The sequence below is a fragment of the Curtobacterium sp. 320 genome, assembly GCF_031455235.1.
Lineage (GTDB): Bacteria > Actinomycetota > Actinomycetes > Actinomycetales > Microbacteriaceae > Curtobacterium.
This window is the reverse complement of the sequence record NZ_JAVDSI010000006.1, coordinates 169,176-187,362: the sequence shown is the minus strand read 5'-3', so window position 1 is coordinate 187,362 and position 18,187 is coordinate 169,176. Positions and strand designations below refer to the sequence as shown.

16 protein-coding genes are annotated in these 18,187 nt (G+C 68.2%); 8 read left to right on the top strand and 8 right to left on the bottom strand.

Annotated elements, in window-relative coordinates:
* Nucleotides 1–76: 76 nt before the first annotated feature.
* The 6 genes from J2X60_RS10370 to J2X60_RS10345 all read left to right on the top strand — a co-directional run bounded on the left by J2X60_RS10370 (nucleotide 77) and on the right by J2X60_RS10345 (nucleotide 8,675).
* Entirely contained in the window at nucleotides 77–4,075 is a 3,999-nt protein-coding gene (locus J2X60_RS10370) for a DUF6049 family protein (protein ID WP_309887306.1), read from the top strand.
* Nucleotides 4,076–4,154: 79 nt separating this feature from the next.
* A complete protein-coding gene (gene trxB, locus J2X60_RS10365; protein WP_070417477.1) occupies nucleotides 4,155–5,153 on the top strand; it encodes a thioredoxin-disulfide reductase in 999 nt (332 codons plus the stop codon).
* Nucleotides 5,154–5,216: 63 nt separating this feature from the next.
* On the top strand, nucleotides 5,217–5,543 hold the full coding sequence (trxA, locus tag J2X60_RS10360; protein ID WP_017887828.1) for a thioredoxin: 327 nt from the start codon (nucleotides 5,217–5,219) through the stop codon (nucleotides 5,541–5,543).
* Between the two features lie 169 nt (nucleotides 5,544–5,712).
* Entirely contained in the window at nucleotides 5,713–7,017 is a 1,305-nt protein-coding gene (locus J2X60_RS10355) for a PLP-dependent aminotransferase family protein (protein ID WP_309887305.1), read from the top strand.
* A 46-nt stretch (nucleotides 7,018–7,063) separates the two neighbouring features.
* Entirely contained in the window at nucleotides 7,064–8,026 is a 963-nt protein-coding gene (locus J2X60_RS10350) for a D-alanine--D-alanine ligase (RefSeq protein ID WP_071294223.1), read from the top strand.
* 10 nt (nucleotides 8,027–8,036) lie between these two features.
* Entirely contained in the window at nucleotides 8,037–8,675 is a 639-nt protein-coding gene (locus J2X60_RS10345) for an ElyC/SanA/YdcF family protein (protein WP_309887304.1), read from the top strand.
* Nucleotides 8,676–9,535: 860 nt separating this feature from the next.
* On the opposite strand, the gene J2X60_RS10340 is transcribed toward J2X60_RS10345, so the two are convergent.
* From J2X60_RS10340 to rpmH, 8 genes are all read right to left on the bottom strand, one after another.
* Nucleotides 9,536–10,516, bottom strand: a complete 981-nt coding sequence (locus J2X60_RS10340; protein WP_309777623.1) for a ParB/RepB/Spo0J family partition protein — start codon at nucleotides 10,514–10,516, stop codon at nucleotides 9,536–9,538.
* Entirely contained in the window at nucleotides 10,516–11,409 is an 894-nt protein-coding gene (locus J2X60_RS10335) for a ParA family protein (protein ID WP_071294225.1), read from the bottom strand. Before J2X60_RS10335 ends, J2X60_RS10340 begins: the two co-directional genes overlap by 1 nt.
* 81 nt (nucleotides 11,410–11,490) lie before the next feature.
* Nucleotides 11,491–12,135 (bottom strand): 16S rRNA (guanine(527)-N(7))-methyltransferase RsmG, encoded by a 645-nt coding sequence (gene rsmG / locus J2X60_RS10330; RefSeq protein WP_092385580.1) that lies wholly within the window; start codon nucleotides 12,133–12,135, stop codon nucleotides 11,491–11,493.
* On the bottom strand, nucleotides 12,132–12,647 hold the full coding sequence (locus J2X60_RS10325) for a R3H domain-containing nucleic acid-binding protein (RefSeq protein WP_175473651.1): 516 nt from the start codon (nucleotides 12,645–12,647) through the stop codon (nucleotides 12,132–12,134). Before J2X60_RS10325 ends, rsmG begins: the two co-directional genes overlap by 4 nt.
* Complete coding sequence (yidC, locus tag J2X60_RS10320) at nucleotides 12,648–13,622, bottom strand: membrane protein insertase YidC (RefSeq protein WP_070417471.1); 975 nt, start codon at nucleotides 13,620–13,622, stop codon at nucleotides 12,648–12,650.
* 8 nt (nucleotides 13,623–13,630) lie between these two features.
* On the bottom strand, nucleotides 13,631–14,011 hold the full coding sequence (yidD, locus tag J2X60_RS10315; RefSeq protein ID WP_071294227.1) for a membrane protein insertion efficiency factor YidD: 381 nt from the start codon (nucleotides 14,009–14,011) through the stop codon (nucleotides 13,631–13,633).
* The gene (gene rnpA / locus J2X60_RS10310; RefSeq protein ID WP_070417469.1) at nucleotides 14,008–14,370 is read right to left on the bottom strand and encodes a ribonuclease P protein component; all 363 of its coding nucleotides are present in this window, start codon (nucleotides 14,368–14,370) and stop codon (nucleotides 14,008–14,010) included. The genes yidD and rnpA overlap by 4 nt, the downstream gene beginning before the upstream one ends.
* 39 nt (nucleotides 14,371–14,409) lie before the next feature.
* Nucleotides 14,410–14,547, bottom strand: coding sequence for a 50S ribosomal protein L34 (gene rpmH / locus J2X60_RS10305; protein ID WP_058724833.1), 138 nt, complete (start codon nucleotides 14,545–14,547; stop codon nucleotides 14,410–14,412).
* A 504-nt stretch (nucleotides 14,548–15,051) separates the two neighbouring features.
* Here rpmH and dnaA point away from each other — a divergent pair.
* Both dnaA and dnaN read left to right on the top strand, forming a co-directional pair.
* The gene (gene dnaA / locus J2X60_RS10300; RefSeq protein ID WP_070419317.1) at nucleotides 15,052–16,518 is read left to right on the top strand and encodes a chromosomal replication initiator protein DnaA; all 1,467 of its coding nucleotides are present in this window, start codon (nucleotides 15,052–15,054) and stop codon (nucleotides 16,516–16,518) included.
* Between the two features lie 473 nt (nucleotides 16,519–16,991).
* Nucleotides 16,992–18,137 carry a DNA polymerase III subunit beta gene (gene dnaN, locus J2X60_RS10295; protein ID WP_070417468.1) on the top strand — a complete coding sequence of 382 codons (1,146 nt, stop codon included), beginning with the start codon at nucleotides 16,992–16,994 and terminating at the stop codon, nucleotides 18,135–18,137.
* Nucleotides 18,138–18,187 lie beyond the last annotated feature (50 nt).

Here is an 18,187-nt window from a genome sequence, read left to right as displayed (position 1 = left end):
CGCGCGCACGGGAGCGTTCATGGTCGGGCCTCATACACTCGTGGACGGCCCGAACCGACCCCGTGGCCCCTCCCGCATGCAGATCTTCCGCACCACGCTCGCCGCCGCCGCGTCGGCCCTCGTCGCGCTCGGCCTCGTCGTCGCGCCCGCTGCGGCCGACGGTGCACTCGCCACGACGGCCTCCACGACCACGACGCACGCCGCACACCCCGCTGCGGCCGAGCAGGGCCGGACGACGATCACGATCGCGCCGGCGAACCGCGGGATCGTCCAGCGCGACGAGGACCTCGAGCTCTCCGTCACGGTCACGAACGACACCGACGCGGACGTCCCCGCCGGCACCGCGGAGCTCGACATCTTCCGCTCCGTGAGCACGCGCGACGTCCTCTCCGACTGGCTCGCCGACACCAGCACGACCGGTTACCTCGGCGCCCCGATGGACTCCGTGGACGTCCCGGCGGTCCCTGCACACCGATCCGTCACGCTCGGCTCGGTGAAGATCGTCTCGGGCAACGTCGCCCTCGGCGGGTACTCGTCGTTCGGTGCCCGACGCATCGCCGCCGAGTACACGGCGGGTGACACCTACGCCGTGGCGCGGTCCGCGATCACCTGGTACCCCGAGACCGACCAGACACCGGTGAGCGTCTCGGTCGCGATGCCCATCACCGTCCCGGCGACGAACCAGGGCGTCCTGACGGCCGGCGTCCTGGCCTCAGCGACCGCCGTCGACGGCACGCTCACGCAGCAGCTCGACGCCGCCGAGGACCACAACGTCGCCGTCGCGATCGACCCGCGGATCATCGCGTCCATCCGGATCCTCGGTGAGAACGCACCGTCGTCGGCGACCGCGTGGCTGGACCGGCTCGAGTCGCTCCGGAACGAGACCTTCGCGCTCCCGTACGCCGACGCCGACGTCACCGGCCTCCGGCAAGCGGGAGCCGACGGGGTCCTCTCGCCGATCTCCCTCGACCAGGAGATCAAGCAGCAGAACTTCCCCGGCGCGTCCACCCCGACCCCGACGTCGGATCCGCAGAGCCCGACGGCCGACCCCTCCGCCTCGACGTCACCGACCGACGACGCCACCGCCGACCCCGGGACGGACGACGAGGCACCCGCGACGCTGCCCACCACCGATTCCCTGCTCGACTTCCCCTACTCGATGGACGGGATCGCCTGGCCGTCGGACGGCACCGTCACCGCGGCGGACCTGCCGGCGCTCGCGAAGGCCGGCTCCGGGACGACGATCGTGTCGAGCGGCAACACGTCGGCCGGCGCGGACACGACGATCGCCGCGTCCGAGCAGATCGCCGGGCAGCACGTCCTCGTGTCCGACCAGTCGATGTCCGCCCTGCTCCGCACCGCGGCGACCGCGTCGAGCCAGCAGGAGTGGTCGACGGCCATGTCCGAGCTCACCGCGACGCTCGCCACCTCCGCCCGGGCGGGCACGGCCGAGGCACCGATCCTGCTGACCCTCGGTCGCGACTGGCCGACGAACTCCGCGCGGCTGAGCCAGGCCCTCGACGCGCTCGAGGACACCGCCTGGGTCGCCCCGGCGGACCTCTCCACCGCGGCCTCCGCGACGGCCGGCTCCCTCACGCTGTCCGCCGGGACGAACGGCGACGCCCGCATCGACCAGCTGCAGCGACTGGTGGACGGCGAGCAGGACCTCGCCGGGTTCGCGTCCGCGCTGGACACCCCGACCGACCTGACCGCGCCCGCCCGACTCCGGCTGCTCGCCATGGCCTCGAACGCCTGGCGCACCGACACGGACGGCCTCGCGACCGCCGTGGACGCCCAGGTCGCGAACTGGGCGGGCAAGACCTCGCAGATCAGCATCCCCGACTCGAGTAGCCTCACCCTGCTCGGCGACCGGTCCTCGCTGCCGATCTCCATCCGGAACCGCTCCGACTTCCCGGTCACGGTGCTGTTGTCCGTGCAGCCATCCAACTCCGCGCTGCGGGTGGTGCGGAACGACATCGAGGTGAAGATCCAGCCGGACTCCTCCACCCGCACGACGGTGCCGGTCCAGTCGGTCGCGAACGGCAAGGTCAACCTGACCCTCTCCCTCACGAGTCCGACTGGGGTGAAGATCGCGACCCCGGCCACCGTGGAGCTGAACGTCCAGGCGCAGTGGGAGACCGTGATCACCGCGGCCGCGGCAGTGGCGCTCGTCGCGATCTTCGGGTTCGGCATCTTCCGGAGCATCCGGAAGCGTCGCCGTCGCCGGAACGGCGACGTCGACGAGGACGACGACGAGGACCCGAACCGGCTGCTCGAGGTCCAGCCGGTGGTCGGTGGGGACCCCGTGCCCGCCGCATCGCCGCACGACGGGCGGGCACCGTTCCTCCAGTCCGAGACCGCGGTGCGCGACGCACCGACAGCCGACCCCGAGGAGCCGACCATCAGCGCCACCCAGCCCGAGCCGTCCGTCGACGCGGAGCCGGCCGCCGAGCGCAGTCTCGGCCGTGCCAGTGCGATGCTCGCTGCCGGCACCATGCTGTCGCGCATCCTCGGCTTCGCGAAGACCTTCGTCCTCGCCTTCGCGATCGGCAACACCGGCTCCGACGCCGCGAACGCCTTCGGCATCTCGAACCAGCTGCCGAACAACATCTACGCGCTCATCGCCGGCGGCCTGCTGTCCGCCGTGCTCATCCCGCAGATCGTGCGGTCGATGAAACAGCACACCGACGGCGGCGTGGCCTACGTCAACAAGATCGTGACGCTCGGCGGGTCGGTGTTCGTCGTCATCGCCGTCGTCGCGACGATCCTGGCGCCGTTCCTCGTGTGGGTGTACAGCCAGCAGGCGTCCGGCGACAGCAAGGGCTTCACGCCCGCCCAGACGGACCTGGCCGTCGCCTTCGCGTTCTGGTGCCTGCCGCAGATCCTCTTCTACGCGATGTACTCGCTCCTCGGCGAGGTCCTCAACGCGAAGCAGGTGTTCGGGCCCTTCACCTGGGCGCCGCTGCTCAACAACGTCATCGCGATCGCGGGACTGATCGTCTTCATCGCGCTGTTCGGCGGTCGCGACGTCAACTCCTCCACCGAGGGGTGGACGGCGATCAAGATCGCCGTCCTCGCCGGCAGCGCGTCACTGGGCGTGTTCGCGCAGGCCGCCTTCCTGCCGTTCTTCTGGCGGCGTGCCGGACTGACCTTCCGACCGGACTTCCGCTGGCGCGGGGTGGGCCTGCGCTCCACCGGGACGGCCGCCGGGTGGCTCTTCGCGATGATCCTCGTGACGCAGCTCGCCGGCATCGTGCAGTCCCGCGTCGCTTCGCTCGCCGGGGGCGCCGGCATCGCCACCCTCGGCACGACGTGGCTGCTGTTCATGCTCCCGCACTCGATCATCGCGGTCTCCATCGCGACGGCGTACTTCACGCGGATGAGCCACGACGCCGAACGCGGCGACCTCGGAGCAGTGCGCCGGAACCTCTCGCTCTCGCTGCGGATCGTCGGCCTGTTCACCGTGTTCGCGAGCGTTGCGCTCATCGTGCTCGCGATGCCGTTCGCCCGGATCTGGGAGAACCGGTTCGACCACACCCAGGCGATGGCCGAGGTCCTGTGGGCCTACATGCCGGGTCTCGTGCTGTTCAGCATGCTCTTCATCATCCAGCGGGTGTTCTGGGCCCTGCACGACCACCGCACGCCGTTCCTGATGCAGTGCGTCCAGTCGGTGCTCTTCGTCATCGGCGCCCTCGCCGTCGCGACCTTCCCCGGCAACGTGATCGGCGTCTCGATCGCGGTGTGCACGACCGTCGCGGGGACCGTGCAGACGATCATCGCGCTCGTCCTCGTCCGCAAGCGTCTGAACGGCATCGAGGGGCCGATCGTCACGCGGTCGCACGTGCAGTTCGTCATCGCCGCGCTCATCTCCGGCGTCGTGGGGCTCGTCGTCGTCAACTTCTTCGGCGGCTTCTCGGCCGACGGGTTCGCGATGTCCGACGTCTCCGGCGCACTGATCACCATCGCCCTCACCGGTGCCGTGATGGTGCTCGTCTACTTCGGGGCGCTCGTCGTCGCGAAGAACGGCGAGATCAGGGGCGCCGTCGACATCCTGCGGAAGCGGCTCGGTCGCTGACGCGCTCCCGGGCGATGCGGAATGCCACGCCGGTAGCATGTGTTGACCCGGTCAGCTATCTACGGAAGGGCAGCGAGGCATGCGCCAGCTCATCATCATCGGTTCCGGCCCGGCCGGGTTCACCGCCGGCATCTACGCGGCACGCGCGGAGCTCAAGCCCCTGATCGTCGCCTCCAGCGTCGAGACCGGCGGCGAGCTCACGAAGACGACCGAGGTCGAGAACTTCCCGGGCTTCCCCGAGGGGATCCAGGGCCCGGACCTCATGATCAAGATGCAGGAACAGGCCGAGAAGTTCGGCGCCGAGGTCCTGTACGACGACGCCGTGTCGGTCGACCTCACCGGTGACGTCAAGAAGGTCACGGTCGGCTCCGGCGAGACCTACGAGGCCCTCGCGGTCATCTACGCGACCGGCTCGGCGTACCGCCACCTCGGCCTCGCCGACGAAGAGCGGCTGTCCGGCCACGGCGTCAGCTGGTGCGCGACCTGCGACGGCTTCTTCTTCCGCCAGAAGAACATCGCAGTCGTCGGCGGTGGCGACTCCGCGATGGAAGAGGCGACGTTCCTCACCCGCTTCGCCGACAAGGTGACGGTCATCCACCGCAAGGACACCCTGCGCGCGTCGAAGATCATGCAGGACCGGGCGATGAACGACCCGAAGATCGAGTTCGCGTGGAACAAGGAGGTCACCGGCATCACGGGTGACTCCGCGGTGACCGGTGTCACGCTGCGCGACACGGTGGACGGCACCGAGAGCGAGCTGGCCCTCGACGGCCTCTTCATCGCGATCGGCAACGACCCGCGCACGCACCTGATCCACGGCCAGATCGACATCGCCCCCGAGGGCACGATCGCGGTCCAGGGTCGCTCCTCGAAGACGAACCTGCCCGGCGTGTTCGCCGCCGGTGACGTCATCGACCCGACCTACCGGCAGGCGATCACGGCTGCCGGCTCCGGCACGGTCGCTGCGCTCGACGCGGAGAAGTACCTCGCCGAGCTCGACGACGCGCTGACCGGCCCTGCCGAGGGCGTGACCCCGGAGTCGCCCGTCACGGTCGACGTCGAAGCCGCCCACGCCTGATCCACGGAATACCGCAGCGCCCCGGGCGTTGCACCCACTGATCGACTTCTCGAAGGAGCACACATGTCCAACGCCAAGGCAGTCACCGACGCCACCTTCTCGGACGAGGTCCTCAAGTCCGACAAGACGATCCTCGTCGACTTCTGGGCCGAGTGGTGCGGCCCGTGTCGCGCCGTCTCGCCGATCCTCGACCAGATCGCCGAAGAGCACGCCGGCAAGATCGAGATCGTGAAGCTCAACGTGGACGACAACCCCCAGTCGGCCATGAACTACCAGATCACGTCGATCCCGGCGATGAAGGTCTTCAAGGGTGGCGAGGTCGTCAAGACCGTCATCGGTGCGAAGCCGAAGCCGGCGCTCGAGGCCGACCTCGCAGAGTTCCTCGCGTAGGCAGCTGCCCCACCGAGCGGCCCCGCACCCCACCGGGTGCGGGGCCGCTCGCGTTTCCCGGGCCACTGGTTCAGGATCGGCCCCGTCGCGGGGCCCGGGTTTCCGGGGTGGATGTCGTAGTGTGGCGGGAATGTGAGTGGCGGGCAGGTCCCGCTGGAACGGAGCCAAGATGGCAAACGGCAACAGCCTCGACCCCTGGTACGACTCCTACGCCCAGCGCACCGCCGGGCTGAGCGCCTCCGAGGTCCGAGCTCTGTTCGCCGTCGCGTCGCGGCCCGAGGTGGTCTCGCTCGCCGGCGGCATGCCGTACGTCTCCGCCCTGCCGCGTGAGCTCGTCACGGGCTCCCTCGACCGTGTCATGGCCGAGGACGCCGCCATGGCGCTCCAGTACGGCGGGGGACAGGGCCTGCGGTCCCTGCGCGAGCACATCGTCGACGTGATGAGCCTCGAGGGCATCCGTGCCAGCGCCGAGGACGTCGTCGTCACCACCGGTTCGCAGCACGCGCTGGACCTCGTCACGCGGCTCTTCATCGACCCGGGTGACGTCGTGCTCGCCGAATCGCCGTCCTACGTCGGCGCGATCGGGGTCTTCCGGTCGTACCAGGCCGAGACCGTGCACGTCACCACCGACGAGAACGGTCTCGTCCCCGAAGCGCTGCGCGAAGCGATCGCGAACCTGCGGACCCAGGGCAAGCGGATCAAGTTCCTCTACACGATCCCGAACTTCCACAACCCCGCCGGTGTGACCCTCAGCCGCGAGCGTCGCATCGAGATCCTCGACATCTGCCGGTCGAACAACATCCTCGTGCTCGAGGACAACCCCTACGGCCTCCTCTGGTTCGACGAGCCGGCGCCGCAGGCGATCCGATCGATCGACGAGGAGGGCGTGGTCTACCTCGGCTCGTTCTCCAAGACGCTCGCGCCGGGGTTCCGCGTCGGCTGGGCACTTGCCCCCCACGCCATCCGCGAGAAGCTCGTCCTCGCCAACGAGTCGGCCGTCCTCGCGCCGAACTCCTTCGGTCAGTACGTCGTGAACGCCTACCTCGACGCCGCGGACTGGAAGGGTCAAGTCGACACCTTCCGGGGCCTCTACGCCGAGCGTCGTGACGCCATGCTGTCCGCGCTGGGGGAGTTCCTGCCGGACCTGTCCTGGACGAAGCCGAACGGCGGGTTCTTCGTCTGGCTGACCCTGCCCGAGTCGCTCGACTCCAAGGGGATGCTGCCGCGAGCGGTCAAGGAACTCGTGGCGTACACCCCGGGGACGGCCTTCTACGCCGACGGACGCGGCGGCGGGCACATCCGCCTGTCGTTCTGCTACCCCACGCCGGAGCAGATCCGCGTCGGCGTGAAGCGGCTCGCGAACGTCGTCAACGACGAGCTCGAGCTGGTCGAGACCTTCGGGTCCGCGACGCGGCCCAACGCGGTCGTCCGACCGACATCGTCGGTGAGCGCTCCGCCGCCGAACATCTCCTGATCAGCACTTTTCACCGTTCCACCCGCAGTACCGGAGGTCCATCCGCATGGCCGAGCTCACCCGCCGTCACGTCGTCGTCGTCGCGGGAGGGATCTCGCACGAGCGTGACGTCTCCCTGCGGTCCGGTCGCCGTGTGGCCGACTCGCTGACCGGGTACGGCTGGCAGGTGGACCTCCGCGACGCGGACGCATCGTTGTTGCCGACCCTGCGGGAGAGCCGCCCGGACGTCGTGTGGCCGGCTCTGCACGGCGCCTCCGGTGAGGACGGCGCCCTGCGGGGCATCCTGGAGGCGCTGGACATCCCGTTCGTCGGCTCACGTTCGACGTCGGCCCGGCTGGCATGGGACAAGCCCACCGCTTCGGCGCTGGTCGCGCGGGCGGGGGTCCGGACCCCGCGCTCGGTCACGCTCTCGCACGACGTCTTCCGGGAGCTCGGCGCGGTCGGCGTCCTCGAGAGCATCGCTGTCGAGCACCCGGTCCCACTCGCCGTCAAGCCGGCCCGAGGCGGGAGCGCCCAGGGCGTCACACTCGTCGACGACGTGAACGACCTGCCGCGCGCGATGGTCACCGCGTACACGTACTGCGACGACGTCGTGGTCGAGCAGCTCATCCGTGGGACCGAGGTCGCGGTCGGCATCATCGACACCGGCGACGGTCCGGTGGCGCTCTCCGCCGTCGAGATCGTCCCCCGCAACGGTATCTACGGGTTTGAGGCTCGGTACAACGCCGGCGAGACCACCTTCTACACGCCGGCCCGTCTGTCCGAGGAGTTCGCGGCTGCCGCGTCCGCCGCCGCCGTGGCAGCCCACGAGGCCCTCGGTCTGCGACACATCTCGCGCGTCGACCTCATCGTCGACGCCGCTGGGACGCCCTGGTTCCTCGAGGCGAACGTCCTTCCCGGGCTCACCGAGACCTCCCTCGTGCCGCAGGCCCTCTCCGCGTCAGGCTTCGACCTGGGGTGGACCTACGCCGAGCTCGCGGAGCAGGCGATCCGCGACCACCGGGCCTGACACCGCGATCGTGGGGTGCCGACACGTTCCACGTGGAACATCCCTCGCCGCCGTTCTGGCGGCCGTGGGCCTCGTCGGGACACTGGCCGTGGGCGAAGCCGTGCACTGGCGGGCCGCTCGTCGGGCAGGACGGCTTCCACGACCAACGAAGGGCTCCACTGGGCTCGTCGTCGTCCTGGGGTTCGGCAATCGGGGTCGTCGCATCAACGTCGTGAATCGATGGCGGGCCCGGATCGCTGTCCGCACAGCACGCTCGGCTCGCGCTGCCGGCGCTTCCGCTCAGATCCTCTGCAATGGGGGAGCGGTGCTTGGGACGGTCGCGGAGGCCGTGCTCCTCCGCGACTACATCGAGAACTGCATCGGGTGGGATGGCCCGGTATCGATCGAGTCGGAGAGTCGTTCGACGTGGGAGAACGTGCGCAATGCGCTGCCGTGGATCGAGGCCGCTGACTGGGTCGCCTTCGCATCGAACGGGTTGCACGCTGAGAAGGCGCGTGTCTACCTCGAGCGTCAGCGACCGGAGCTTGCTGGGCGGCTCGTGGCTGCCGATGACTACCGGTTCGGCGAGATGAGCCTGCTGAAGCCGGTGTTCGCTGCCGTTGGGCTGTGCAAGCTTCGTGCCGTGTTCCACGTGAAACCTCCGGCCTAGTTCGCTCGTTCCACGTGGAACATTCGCCCAAACCTGCGCGGAAGGCTCTTGAGAGACATCGCGGAGCGAGCAGGTCCGGAGCCACAGCCCTCACTTCCATGCATCCCGGGACGCTATGGGATCCCTGCGTGCGGCCGTGATGCATGATGGAGACGGCGCCTTCGGTTAGCCCGCACCCGTTTCATCGCACTCGAACAGGTGCCCCTCGCAGCGGCTCGCAGACCAAGGGCTCCATGCCAAGCGCCGAGGAGATCCTTCGCAGCTCATCGTCCAACGGGGGAGCGGCCCGGCCCGAGTGCCCCGCCCATCACCGATCGCGCCGTTGCCGCGAAGGAACCGCGGGGACCAACTCTTCCTCGTATCGTGCGGGTCTTCCGACATTCCGCCTCAACGTCTCCCGCCACCCACACGCGTGCGAACGTGCAGCCGGGGTCGAGGCCGGAATCGAAACGCGCCGCAACCGCTCGGTCACCCCACCGCGAATGCGCGGCCCGGATCACCGCCACGGCGGAGACACGCGAGCCACTGGTTTCGATGCCTGGCCGCTTTTGGTCGCTCCGTGCAGAGGCGAGATCGCTCGGTCTGACGGCTCCGGTGGGCGCGAGCACGGCGCCACGATCGGACAGAGCGGCGTCTGCTGGCCCACACGAACCACCCTCGGCGCTTCGACTCGATGTTCCACGTGAAACGCTACCTGCACGATCAGTCCCCTGAACAACGGGGTAGGCGAGAAGCCACAGCAGGCTCACTCAGGGCCCAGTAGACCCGCCGTCAAACCCACGGACCCGACGACGCTGTCGAGCCGGCAGGCGGCCGCACAGCGCCGTACAGAGACCTCCGCGGCAGAAGACGGCCGAACGTCAGCCCGCGACGTCCTCGATCCCAAGCTCCCCGAGGATCCGGTTGAGGTCATCCCCGTTCGCGAAGTCGATCGTCACCGAGCTCTTCCGCGCCCCGACAGCGATCTTGACCCGCGTGTTCAATCGATCCCCGAGCCGCTCCGCCAGGTCGTTGAAATGCACCTGCCGCTTCGACGGCTCCGCCTTGGGCTTCACCGGCGTCTTCGCCGCGAGCTGCTGCGCGATCGACTCGGCGGCCCGAACGGATAGGTCCTCGTTGACGATCTTCTCGGCGAGGTACTCCATGGCCTCGGCGTCAGGCGCAGCGAGGATCGCACGTGCGTGCCCGGCCGAGAGCACGCCAGCTGCCACGCGCCGCTGAACGGGGGAGGGGAGTCGCAGGAGACGAATGGTGTTGGTGATCTGCGGGCGCGAACGGCCGATCCGCTGGGCGAGCTGCTCCTGCGTGATCCCGAAGTCCGCCAGCAGCTGCTGGTACGCCGACGCCTCTTCGAGCGGGTTGAGGTTCGCGCGGTGGAGGTTCTCCAGTAGGGCGTCACGGAGCATCGCATCGTCGGGGGTGTCCTTGACGATGGCGGGGATGGTGCTGAGCCCGAGCTCCTTGGTGGCGCGGAGTCGGCGCTCACCCATGATCAGCTCGTACTGCGGCTCCGTCCCAGCGGCGCCGGCAATCGGGCGCACGACGATGGGCTGGAGGACCCCGATCTCGCGGATCGAGTGGACGAGTTCCTGCAGTTCCTCTTCGCGGAACTCCTTGCGCGGCTGGTGCGCGTTCGGCACGACGTCGAGGGGGTTCAGGTTCGCCAGACGCGCGCCGGGAACCGCGACGAGCTCCTCTGCGGTCGCACCGTCGACGAGCGGCGCGGACGCCGGCGATCCACCGGTCGGGAAGAACACGTCGACGGGACGGTCCTGCTGCTCCGACGCCGTCGGGATGAGGGCTCCGATGCCCCGTCCGAGTCCAGTTCGCTTCGGTGCCATCAGTGCTGCGCTCCTCGTGCTGCGATCTCGGCTGCCGCCTCCAGGTAGGAGAGCGAGCCGGTTGAGTTGACGTCGTACGCAACGACGCTCTGCCCGTAGCTCGGGGCTTCGCTGACGCGGACGGATCGGGGGATCACGGCCTCGAGTACCTGCTCGCCGAAGTGCTCCCGCACGTCTGCTGCGACCTGGTTGGAGAGGTTCGTCCGGCTGTCGTACATCGTCAAGAGGATGGTCGACACGGCGAGGTTCGGGTTCAGGTGCCGCTCGATGAGCTCGATGTTCCGGAGCAGCTGACTCAGCCCTTCGAGCGCGTAGTACTCGCACTGGATCGGGATGAGGACCTCGCGCGCTGCGACGAAGGCGTTGATCGTGAGCAGTCCGAGCGACGGCGGGCAGTCGATGAAGACGTAGTGGTACGGCTCATCCAGCGACTCGAGGTACTGGTCCAGCGCGGTCCGCAGGCGCTGTTCGCGGGCGACGAGCGACACCAGTTCGATCTCGGCGCCGGCGAGGTGGATCGTGGCCGGTACGCACCAGAGCGTGTCCGACTCGGGGGAGCGCTGGACCGTGTCGGCGATCGGTGCCTCGTCGACGATCACGTCGTAGATGCTCGGGACCTCGGCCTGGTGGTTGACGCCGAGCGCCGTGGACGCGTTTCCCTGTGGGTCGAGGTCGATCACCAGCACGCGCGCTCCACCGTGCGCCAACGCAGCGGCGAGGTTGACCGTGGTGGTGGTCTTGCCGACGCCACCCTTCTGGTTCGACACCGTGAAGACACGCGTCTTCGGCGGCAGCGGGAACTGCTGCGTCGCGATCGCACGGCGACGACGGTTCAGATCAGCGATCTCACGGGCGAGCGGTGTCGACGCGTCGTAATCGGTCGATGAACTCAACGAGTGCCTCTTCCCCGGTTCGGTGTTTCACGTGGAACGCGGAGCCACTGGTGGCCGGTCGAACCGGCCCGAGCCGCAGCGTCAGTCAACTGTAGCCCGGAAGACGCGCGTGGTCTCCTCGACCACACCGACTCCGAGCTCGAGCACCTCGACATCGGCGAGACGCTTCCGGAGGATGACCTTTCGGGCCTTCTCCATCTCGTCCTCGACGCGGGCGCCCTTCATGAGGATGAGCTGGCCACCGGATCGAACCAGGGGCACGGTCAGGGGGATCAGCTTCGACAAGGCGCTGACGGCCCGCGCAGTCACCTGGTCGACGACGATGTCGTCGGCGACGTCCTCAGCACGGGCACGGACGACCTCGACGTTGTCGAGGCCCAGGCGCGAGGCCTCTGACGTCAACCAATCCACTCGCCGTTCCATCGGTTCGATGAGCGTGAGGTGCACGTCGGGCCGGGCGATCGCGAGCACCAGGCCGGGGAGTCCAGCACCGGAACCGACGTCGGCGACCCGGCCCCGTTCCTCCAGGAGTGGAGCGAGCACCGCAGAATTGAGGATATGTCGCGTCCACAAGCGCGGCAGCTCGAGCGGGCCGATCAGGCCGAGCTCCTCACCGCGTCGAGCGAGCTCGTTCGTGAAGGAACGCGCCAGATCCAGGCGATCGCCGAAGAGCGTCGCAGCAGCCGCCGGCTCCGTCTCGAGGACGGGAGGTGCGGTCTCGGTCATCGGGTGACGACCGTGTGGCGGTCCCGACCCTCACCCTCGGACTCCGAGTGGAAGCCCTTCTCGGCGACCAGGTCGTGGACCAGCTTGCGCTCGTACGACGACATCGCGGGGAGTGCAGCCGTGGTCGAACCCGCCTCGATGCGCTCGATGGCGGTGTCGACGAGCCGCTGCAGTTCGGACGCACGAGCATCGCGTGAGCCGCCGACGTCGAGGATCAGCCTGCTGAACTCGCCGGTCTCCGCCTGGACGGCGATGCGCGTGAGCTCCTGCAGGGCCGAGACGGTGTCTGGCTTCGACAGCACGCGGAGCGCGTCGCCCTCGTCCGTGACGGAGAGGTACACGCGGCCCGCACGCTCCTCGATCTCGATGTCACCGTCGAGGTCGCAGATGTCGAGGAGTTCCTCGATGTAGTCCGCCGCGATGTCGGCTTCGTCGCGGGCGTCGTCGTCCACGGTCGCGGTCGAGGTGTCGACGGTGGTGTCCACGGCGTCCGCGGTGTCCTGCTCGGTCACTTACTTCTTCCCGTTCTTCTTGGCACGGTTCTTGCCGACAGGCTGCTGCCGCTGGGTCGTCACACGGACGGCCTCGATCTCGGCGGCACCGGCCCCGGCGCCAGCCTCGGCGAGGACCGGGGTGGCGGCACCACGACGCTGCGCCTTCTTCGCGAGACGTGCCTCACGAGCGAGTGCGGCCTCGGAACCGGGGGTCGGCATGCTGCGGATGACGAAGTACTGCTGCGCCATCGTCCAGACGTTCGAGGCGAGCCAGTAGAACATGACGCCGAGGGGGAACGACAGACCGGAGATGACGAAGACCAGCGGGAGGATGTACAGCATCATCTTCTGCTGGCGGTACATCGGAGACTCCTTGGTCTCCGGCGACATGTTCTTCGCGACGAGCTGCAGCTGGGTGATGAACTGCGAGGCGGTCATCACGACGATCATGACGCCGGCGATGACCCGGACCTCCCAGCCGGAGGCGTTCGTGAACGTCTCGTGCAGGGGAGCGCCGAAGAGCGATGCGTTGCCGAACGACGCGGCGAGGTCGTTCGTGAGCAGGCCGATGCCCGTCTTGTTGATCTGCGCCTCGTGCAGCACCGAGTACAGCGAGAAGAAGATCGGCATCTGGATCAGCAGCGGCAGGCAGGAGCTCAGCGGGTTCGTCCCGGTCTCCTTGTACAGCGCCATGGTCTCGCGGCTCATGGCCTCACGCGAGAACTGGTCCTTCTTGCCCTTGTACTTCTCTTGGATCTTCTTGAGCTGCGGCGCCACCTCGAGCATGCGGCGCTGCGACTTGATCTGGCGCACGAAGATCGGGATGAGCGCGGCGCGCACCACGAAGGTCAGGAAGATGATGGAGAGCACCCAGGTGATGCCGGCTCCGGGGTCCATGCCGATGCTCTCGAAGATCCAGTGGAAGCCCACGAGGATGGCCGAGACCACCCACTTGAGCGGCCAGAGGATCGTTCCGATGAATCCGAGGTCCATGGGGACTGTCACGCCTTTCGAGTGCGCTGGGGGAGCAGGACCGGCAGGGTGGAACCACCCGTGGGCTGCGGCTGCGGCTGGGTCGGTGCGAGCACGAACCCGAACCGGTTGACGTCGTAGGGGCGACGCCGTGCACGGACGTCGTCGATGCCCCCGGCTGCCCAGGGGTTGCACCGTGCGATGCGCCATGCACCCATGGCCGATCCGCGGACGACGCCGTACTGCTGGATCGCCTCGAGCGCGTACCGGGAGCACGAGGGGTGGTACCGACAGACGTTGCCGTAGAGCGGTGAGATCACGGCACGGTAGGCGCGCAGCACGATGACGCACACGTTGCGCGGGAGCAACGCGACGGCCCAGGCGAGCCGGGTCCACAGGTTGCGGTTCATGCTGCCTTCTCCACACCACGCGCACAGGAGCGCGAGACGTCTTCGAGCAGGGTAGGCCATCCGGCCTGCGCAGCGGCTGGCAGTGCGCGGACCACCACGTCGTAGCCGACGGGGATGTCGGCGAGCAGCCCGTGCGCGATCGCCTTGAGGCGACGCCTGACCAGGTTCCGGGTCACGGCGTTGCCCACCGTCTTCGCGACGATGAACCCGAACCGTGTCGGACCGGTACCGCTCGATGGGTCGTCCGAGGTGCGACGGACCACCGATACGACGGCGTGCGCCGTGGCGCTTCTGCGACCACGACGCACGACGGACCGGTAGTCGTCACCTCGGACGATCCGGTTGGCGCGGGCCAACACGAGTCGGTACCGGAGGACGAAATCAGGCGGGGAGCCTGATCAGGCGCTGAGCTCGGTGCGGCCCTTGGCGCGACGTGCGGCCAGGATGGCGCGGCCGGCACGGGTGCGCATGCGGGCGCGGAAGCCGTGCTTCTTGGCGCGGCGGCGGTTGTTCGGCTGGAAGGTGCGCTTGCTCATGATGTTCTCCACACGGCTGCTCGCGGCGAGCCGTCACGTATGTGTAGTCGCTCGGTGCCGAACGACGCAGATGGGCGCGACCGAACGGCCGCAGTCAACTGGTTAACGGTACGTGACAGGGGCGAGCAGGTCAAACGCCGTCGTCGACCCGACCGCGGGAGCGGTGCGCACGTTCATTATCCACATTGGGGAAAACGTGCGTTCGGTACGACGCGCTCGAGTCCTTTACAGTGGGGTGATCGACCGGCCAGCGGCCCGGTACGACGGGGGATTCCCCTCGTCGTGCGGCTCGCGCCGGTCGTGGACAAGACTGTGGACAACCCTGTGGACCACCATGCGGGACGACACGCGTCCGGGACGTCGACGATGCCACCCGGACTCACGACGACTCGCCAGGAACGTTCCGGCGGTCGACGCTGCGCCGGTCCGTCCGGCGGCGGTGGACACCCAGTGCAGACGAGCACCAGCGACGAGCACGACACGACATCAGGAGACGAGCGCGACATGACGATGCCGGCCGACCCCGTCGAGGACCTCTGGTCATCCGTCCTCGGACTCCTCTCGGAGGACGACCGCATCACCCCGCAGCTGCACGGCTTCCTCAACCTGGTCGAGCCGAAGGGCGTGCTCGCCGGCACCCTCTACCTCGAGGTGCCGAACGACCTCACCCGCGGCATGCTCGAGCAGCGGATCCGCATCCCGATCACCGAGGCCGTCTCCCGCATCGGAGACGACACGGTCGCGAACTTCGCCATCACGGTGAACCCGGACATGGCGTCCGAGCCGCGGGTCGACACGCAGGTCACGAGCAACGTCCCCGAGTACGCCGAGCCGGTGCAGGAAGCCGTCGAGCAGAGTGCGGCACCCCGCCAGTACATCGAGGCGCCGTTCGTCCCGAGCCAGATCGACTCCCCGGGGACCAGCGGTCGCCCCGAGTCCCGGCTCAACCCCAAGTACAACTTCGACAACTTCGTCATCGGCTCGTCGAACCGCTTCGCCCACGCGGCGGCGGTCGCGGTGGCCGAGGCGCCGGCGAAGGCCTACAACCCGCTCTTCATCTACGGCGACTCAGGCCTCGGCAAGACCCACCTCCTGCACGCGATCGGCCACTACGCCGAGAGCCTCTACCCGGGGATCCGGGTGCGGTACGTGTCCAGCGAGGAGTTCACGAACGACTTCATCAACTCGATCGCGAACAACCGGTCGAACCAGTTCCAGCAGCGGTACCGCGACATCGACATCCTGCTGATCGACGACATCCAGTTCCTGCAGGGCAAGGACTCCACGCAAGAGGCGTTCTTCCACACCTTCAACACGCTGCACGACCACAACAAGCAGGTCGTCATCACGTCGGACGTCGCGCCGAAGCACCTGACCGGGTTCGAGGACCGGATGCGCTCCCGCTTCGAGTGGGGCCTCATCACCGACGTCCAGGCGCCGGACCTCGAGACCCGCATCGCGATCCTCCGCAAGAAGGCGCAGTCCGACCACCTGCAGGTGCCGGACGACATCCTCGAGTTCATCGCGTCGAAGGTGTCGAGCAACATCCGCGAGCTCGAGGGCACCCTGATCCGCGTCACGGCGTTCGCGAGCCTCAACCGGACGGCCGTCGACATGGCCCTGGTGCAGACGGTCCTCAAGGACCTCATCACGCTCGACGACGACAACGTGATCGCGCCGACGGACATCATCAACCACACCGCGGAGTACTTCAAGCTCTCCGTCGACGACCTCTACGGGTCCTCCCGCTCGCAGGCGATCGCCACGGCACGGCAGATCGCGATGTACCTCTGCCGTGAGATGACGAGCCTGTCGCTGCCGAAGATCGGACAGCTCTTCGGCAACCGGGACCACACCACGGTCATGTACGCCAACAAGAAGATCGCGGAGCTCATGAAGGAGCGCCGCTCGATCTACAACCAGGTCACGGAGCTGACCAGCCGCATCAAGCAGGACCGCCGCTACCGCTGACGCACGTCGCGTTGCGTCGCGCTGCGCACATCTGGTACGGCCCTGGAGGCGCGGCTGACGACCGTCGGGTCGGCCTGCTTCCGCGCGCATCCACCATCTGAGACGGTTCCATGCGCCGGACTTCACACAGTGTGGAAAGCCTGTGGATAACTGTGGAGGACACGCCGGTCGGTTGTTCACAGCGGAGGGGCCACCTGTGGAGACTGGGGATGGAAGTGGATAGATGAGATTCATTCATCCAGACGCCGCCCACACACCACTCACAACTCACACGTGTGTAGTTCCCTGTGGACAAGCGGTGTTAACAGGGTTATCCACAGTGTGCACAGGCGTTAACACCATTACTCCTGGTTAACGATTGATCTCAGCGGGCCAACCTTGTGGACGGCGGGATGACAAGAAATCCGGGCCTCGCCGGGCTGTGCCACAATGGGGCGGCCGGACAGTCCAACCGATCGACAGGGGTTCCAGCTGTGAAGTTCGAGGTCAACCGGGACGTCTTCTCCGAAGCCGTCTCCTTCGCGGTGAAGCTCCTCCCACAGCGCACGACCCTCCCGATCCTCTCGGGCGTCCTCATCCACGCCGACGGCGATCGACTCACGCTCTCGTCGTTCGACTACGAGGTCTCGGCGCAGACGTCCATCGCCGCGCAGATCGACGACCCCGGCACGGTGCTCGTCTCCGGCCGGCTCCTCAACGACATCGCGAGTCGCCTGCCGAACGCCCCGGTCACCTTCACCACCGAGGACTCGAAGATCTCGGTCACCTGCGGTTCGGCGCACTTCACGCTGCTGTCCATGCCGGTCGAGGAGTACCCGACGCTCCCGGAGATCGGTGAGCAGACCGGCGTCATCCCCGGCGACGCCTTCTCCGAAGCCGTGTCCCAGGTCGCCGTCGCCGCCAGCCGCGACGACGTCACCCCGGTGATCACCGGCGTCCAGCTCGAGGTCGGCGACAACGACCTGTCGCTCATCGCGACGGACCGCTACCGCGTCGCCGTCCGCACCATCGCGTGGGACTCCGGCCGCGTCGGGTCGGACCCGCTGCACGCGCTCGTCCCGGCCCGCACCCTGCAAGAGGTGGGCCGCACGTTCGGCTCGGCGTCCACCGTCTCGGTGTCGATCAGCGGCTCGTCCGATCGCGAGCTCATCGCGTTCCACGCGGACGACAAGACCGTCACGTCGCTGCTCATCAAGGGCAACTACCCGCCGGTCCGCCGGCTCTTCCCCGAGACCGTCCAGGACCACGCGGTGATCAACACCGCGGAACTGGTCGAGGCGGTCCGACGGGTCTCCCTCGTCCTGGAGCGCGAAGCCGCCCTCCGGTTCTCCTTCACGGTCGACGGGCTCACGCTCGAAGCGATCGGTTCCGAACAAGCGCAGGCGTCAGAGTCGATCAGTGCGTTGCTAACCGGTGAGGAAACGGTGGTCTCGCTGAAGCCCGCCTTCCTCCTGGACGGGTTGAACGCGGTGCACTCCGAGTTCGTCCGGATCTCCTTCACCAAGACGGAGAACCCCAACAAGCCGGGCCCGGTGCTCATCACCGGCCAGACCTCGCAAGAGGCCCCGGCCGCGGACGGATACCGGTACCTGCTGCAGCCCAATCTCCTGCTGCGGTAAGCGCAACAGCCGAACACTGCGCTGACGCGCCATCCCTGCATCAGCGCGAC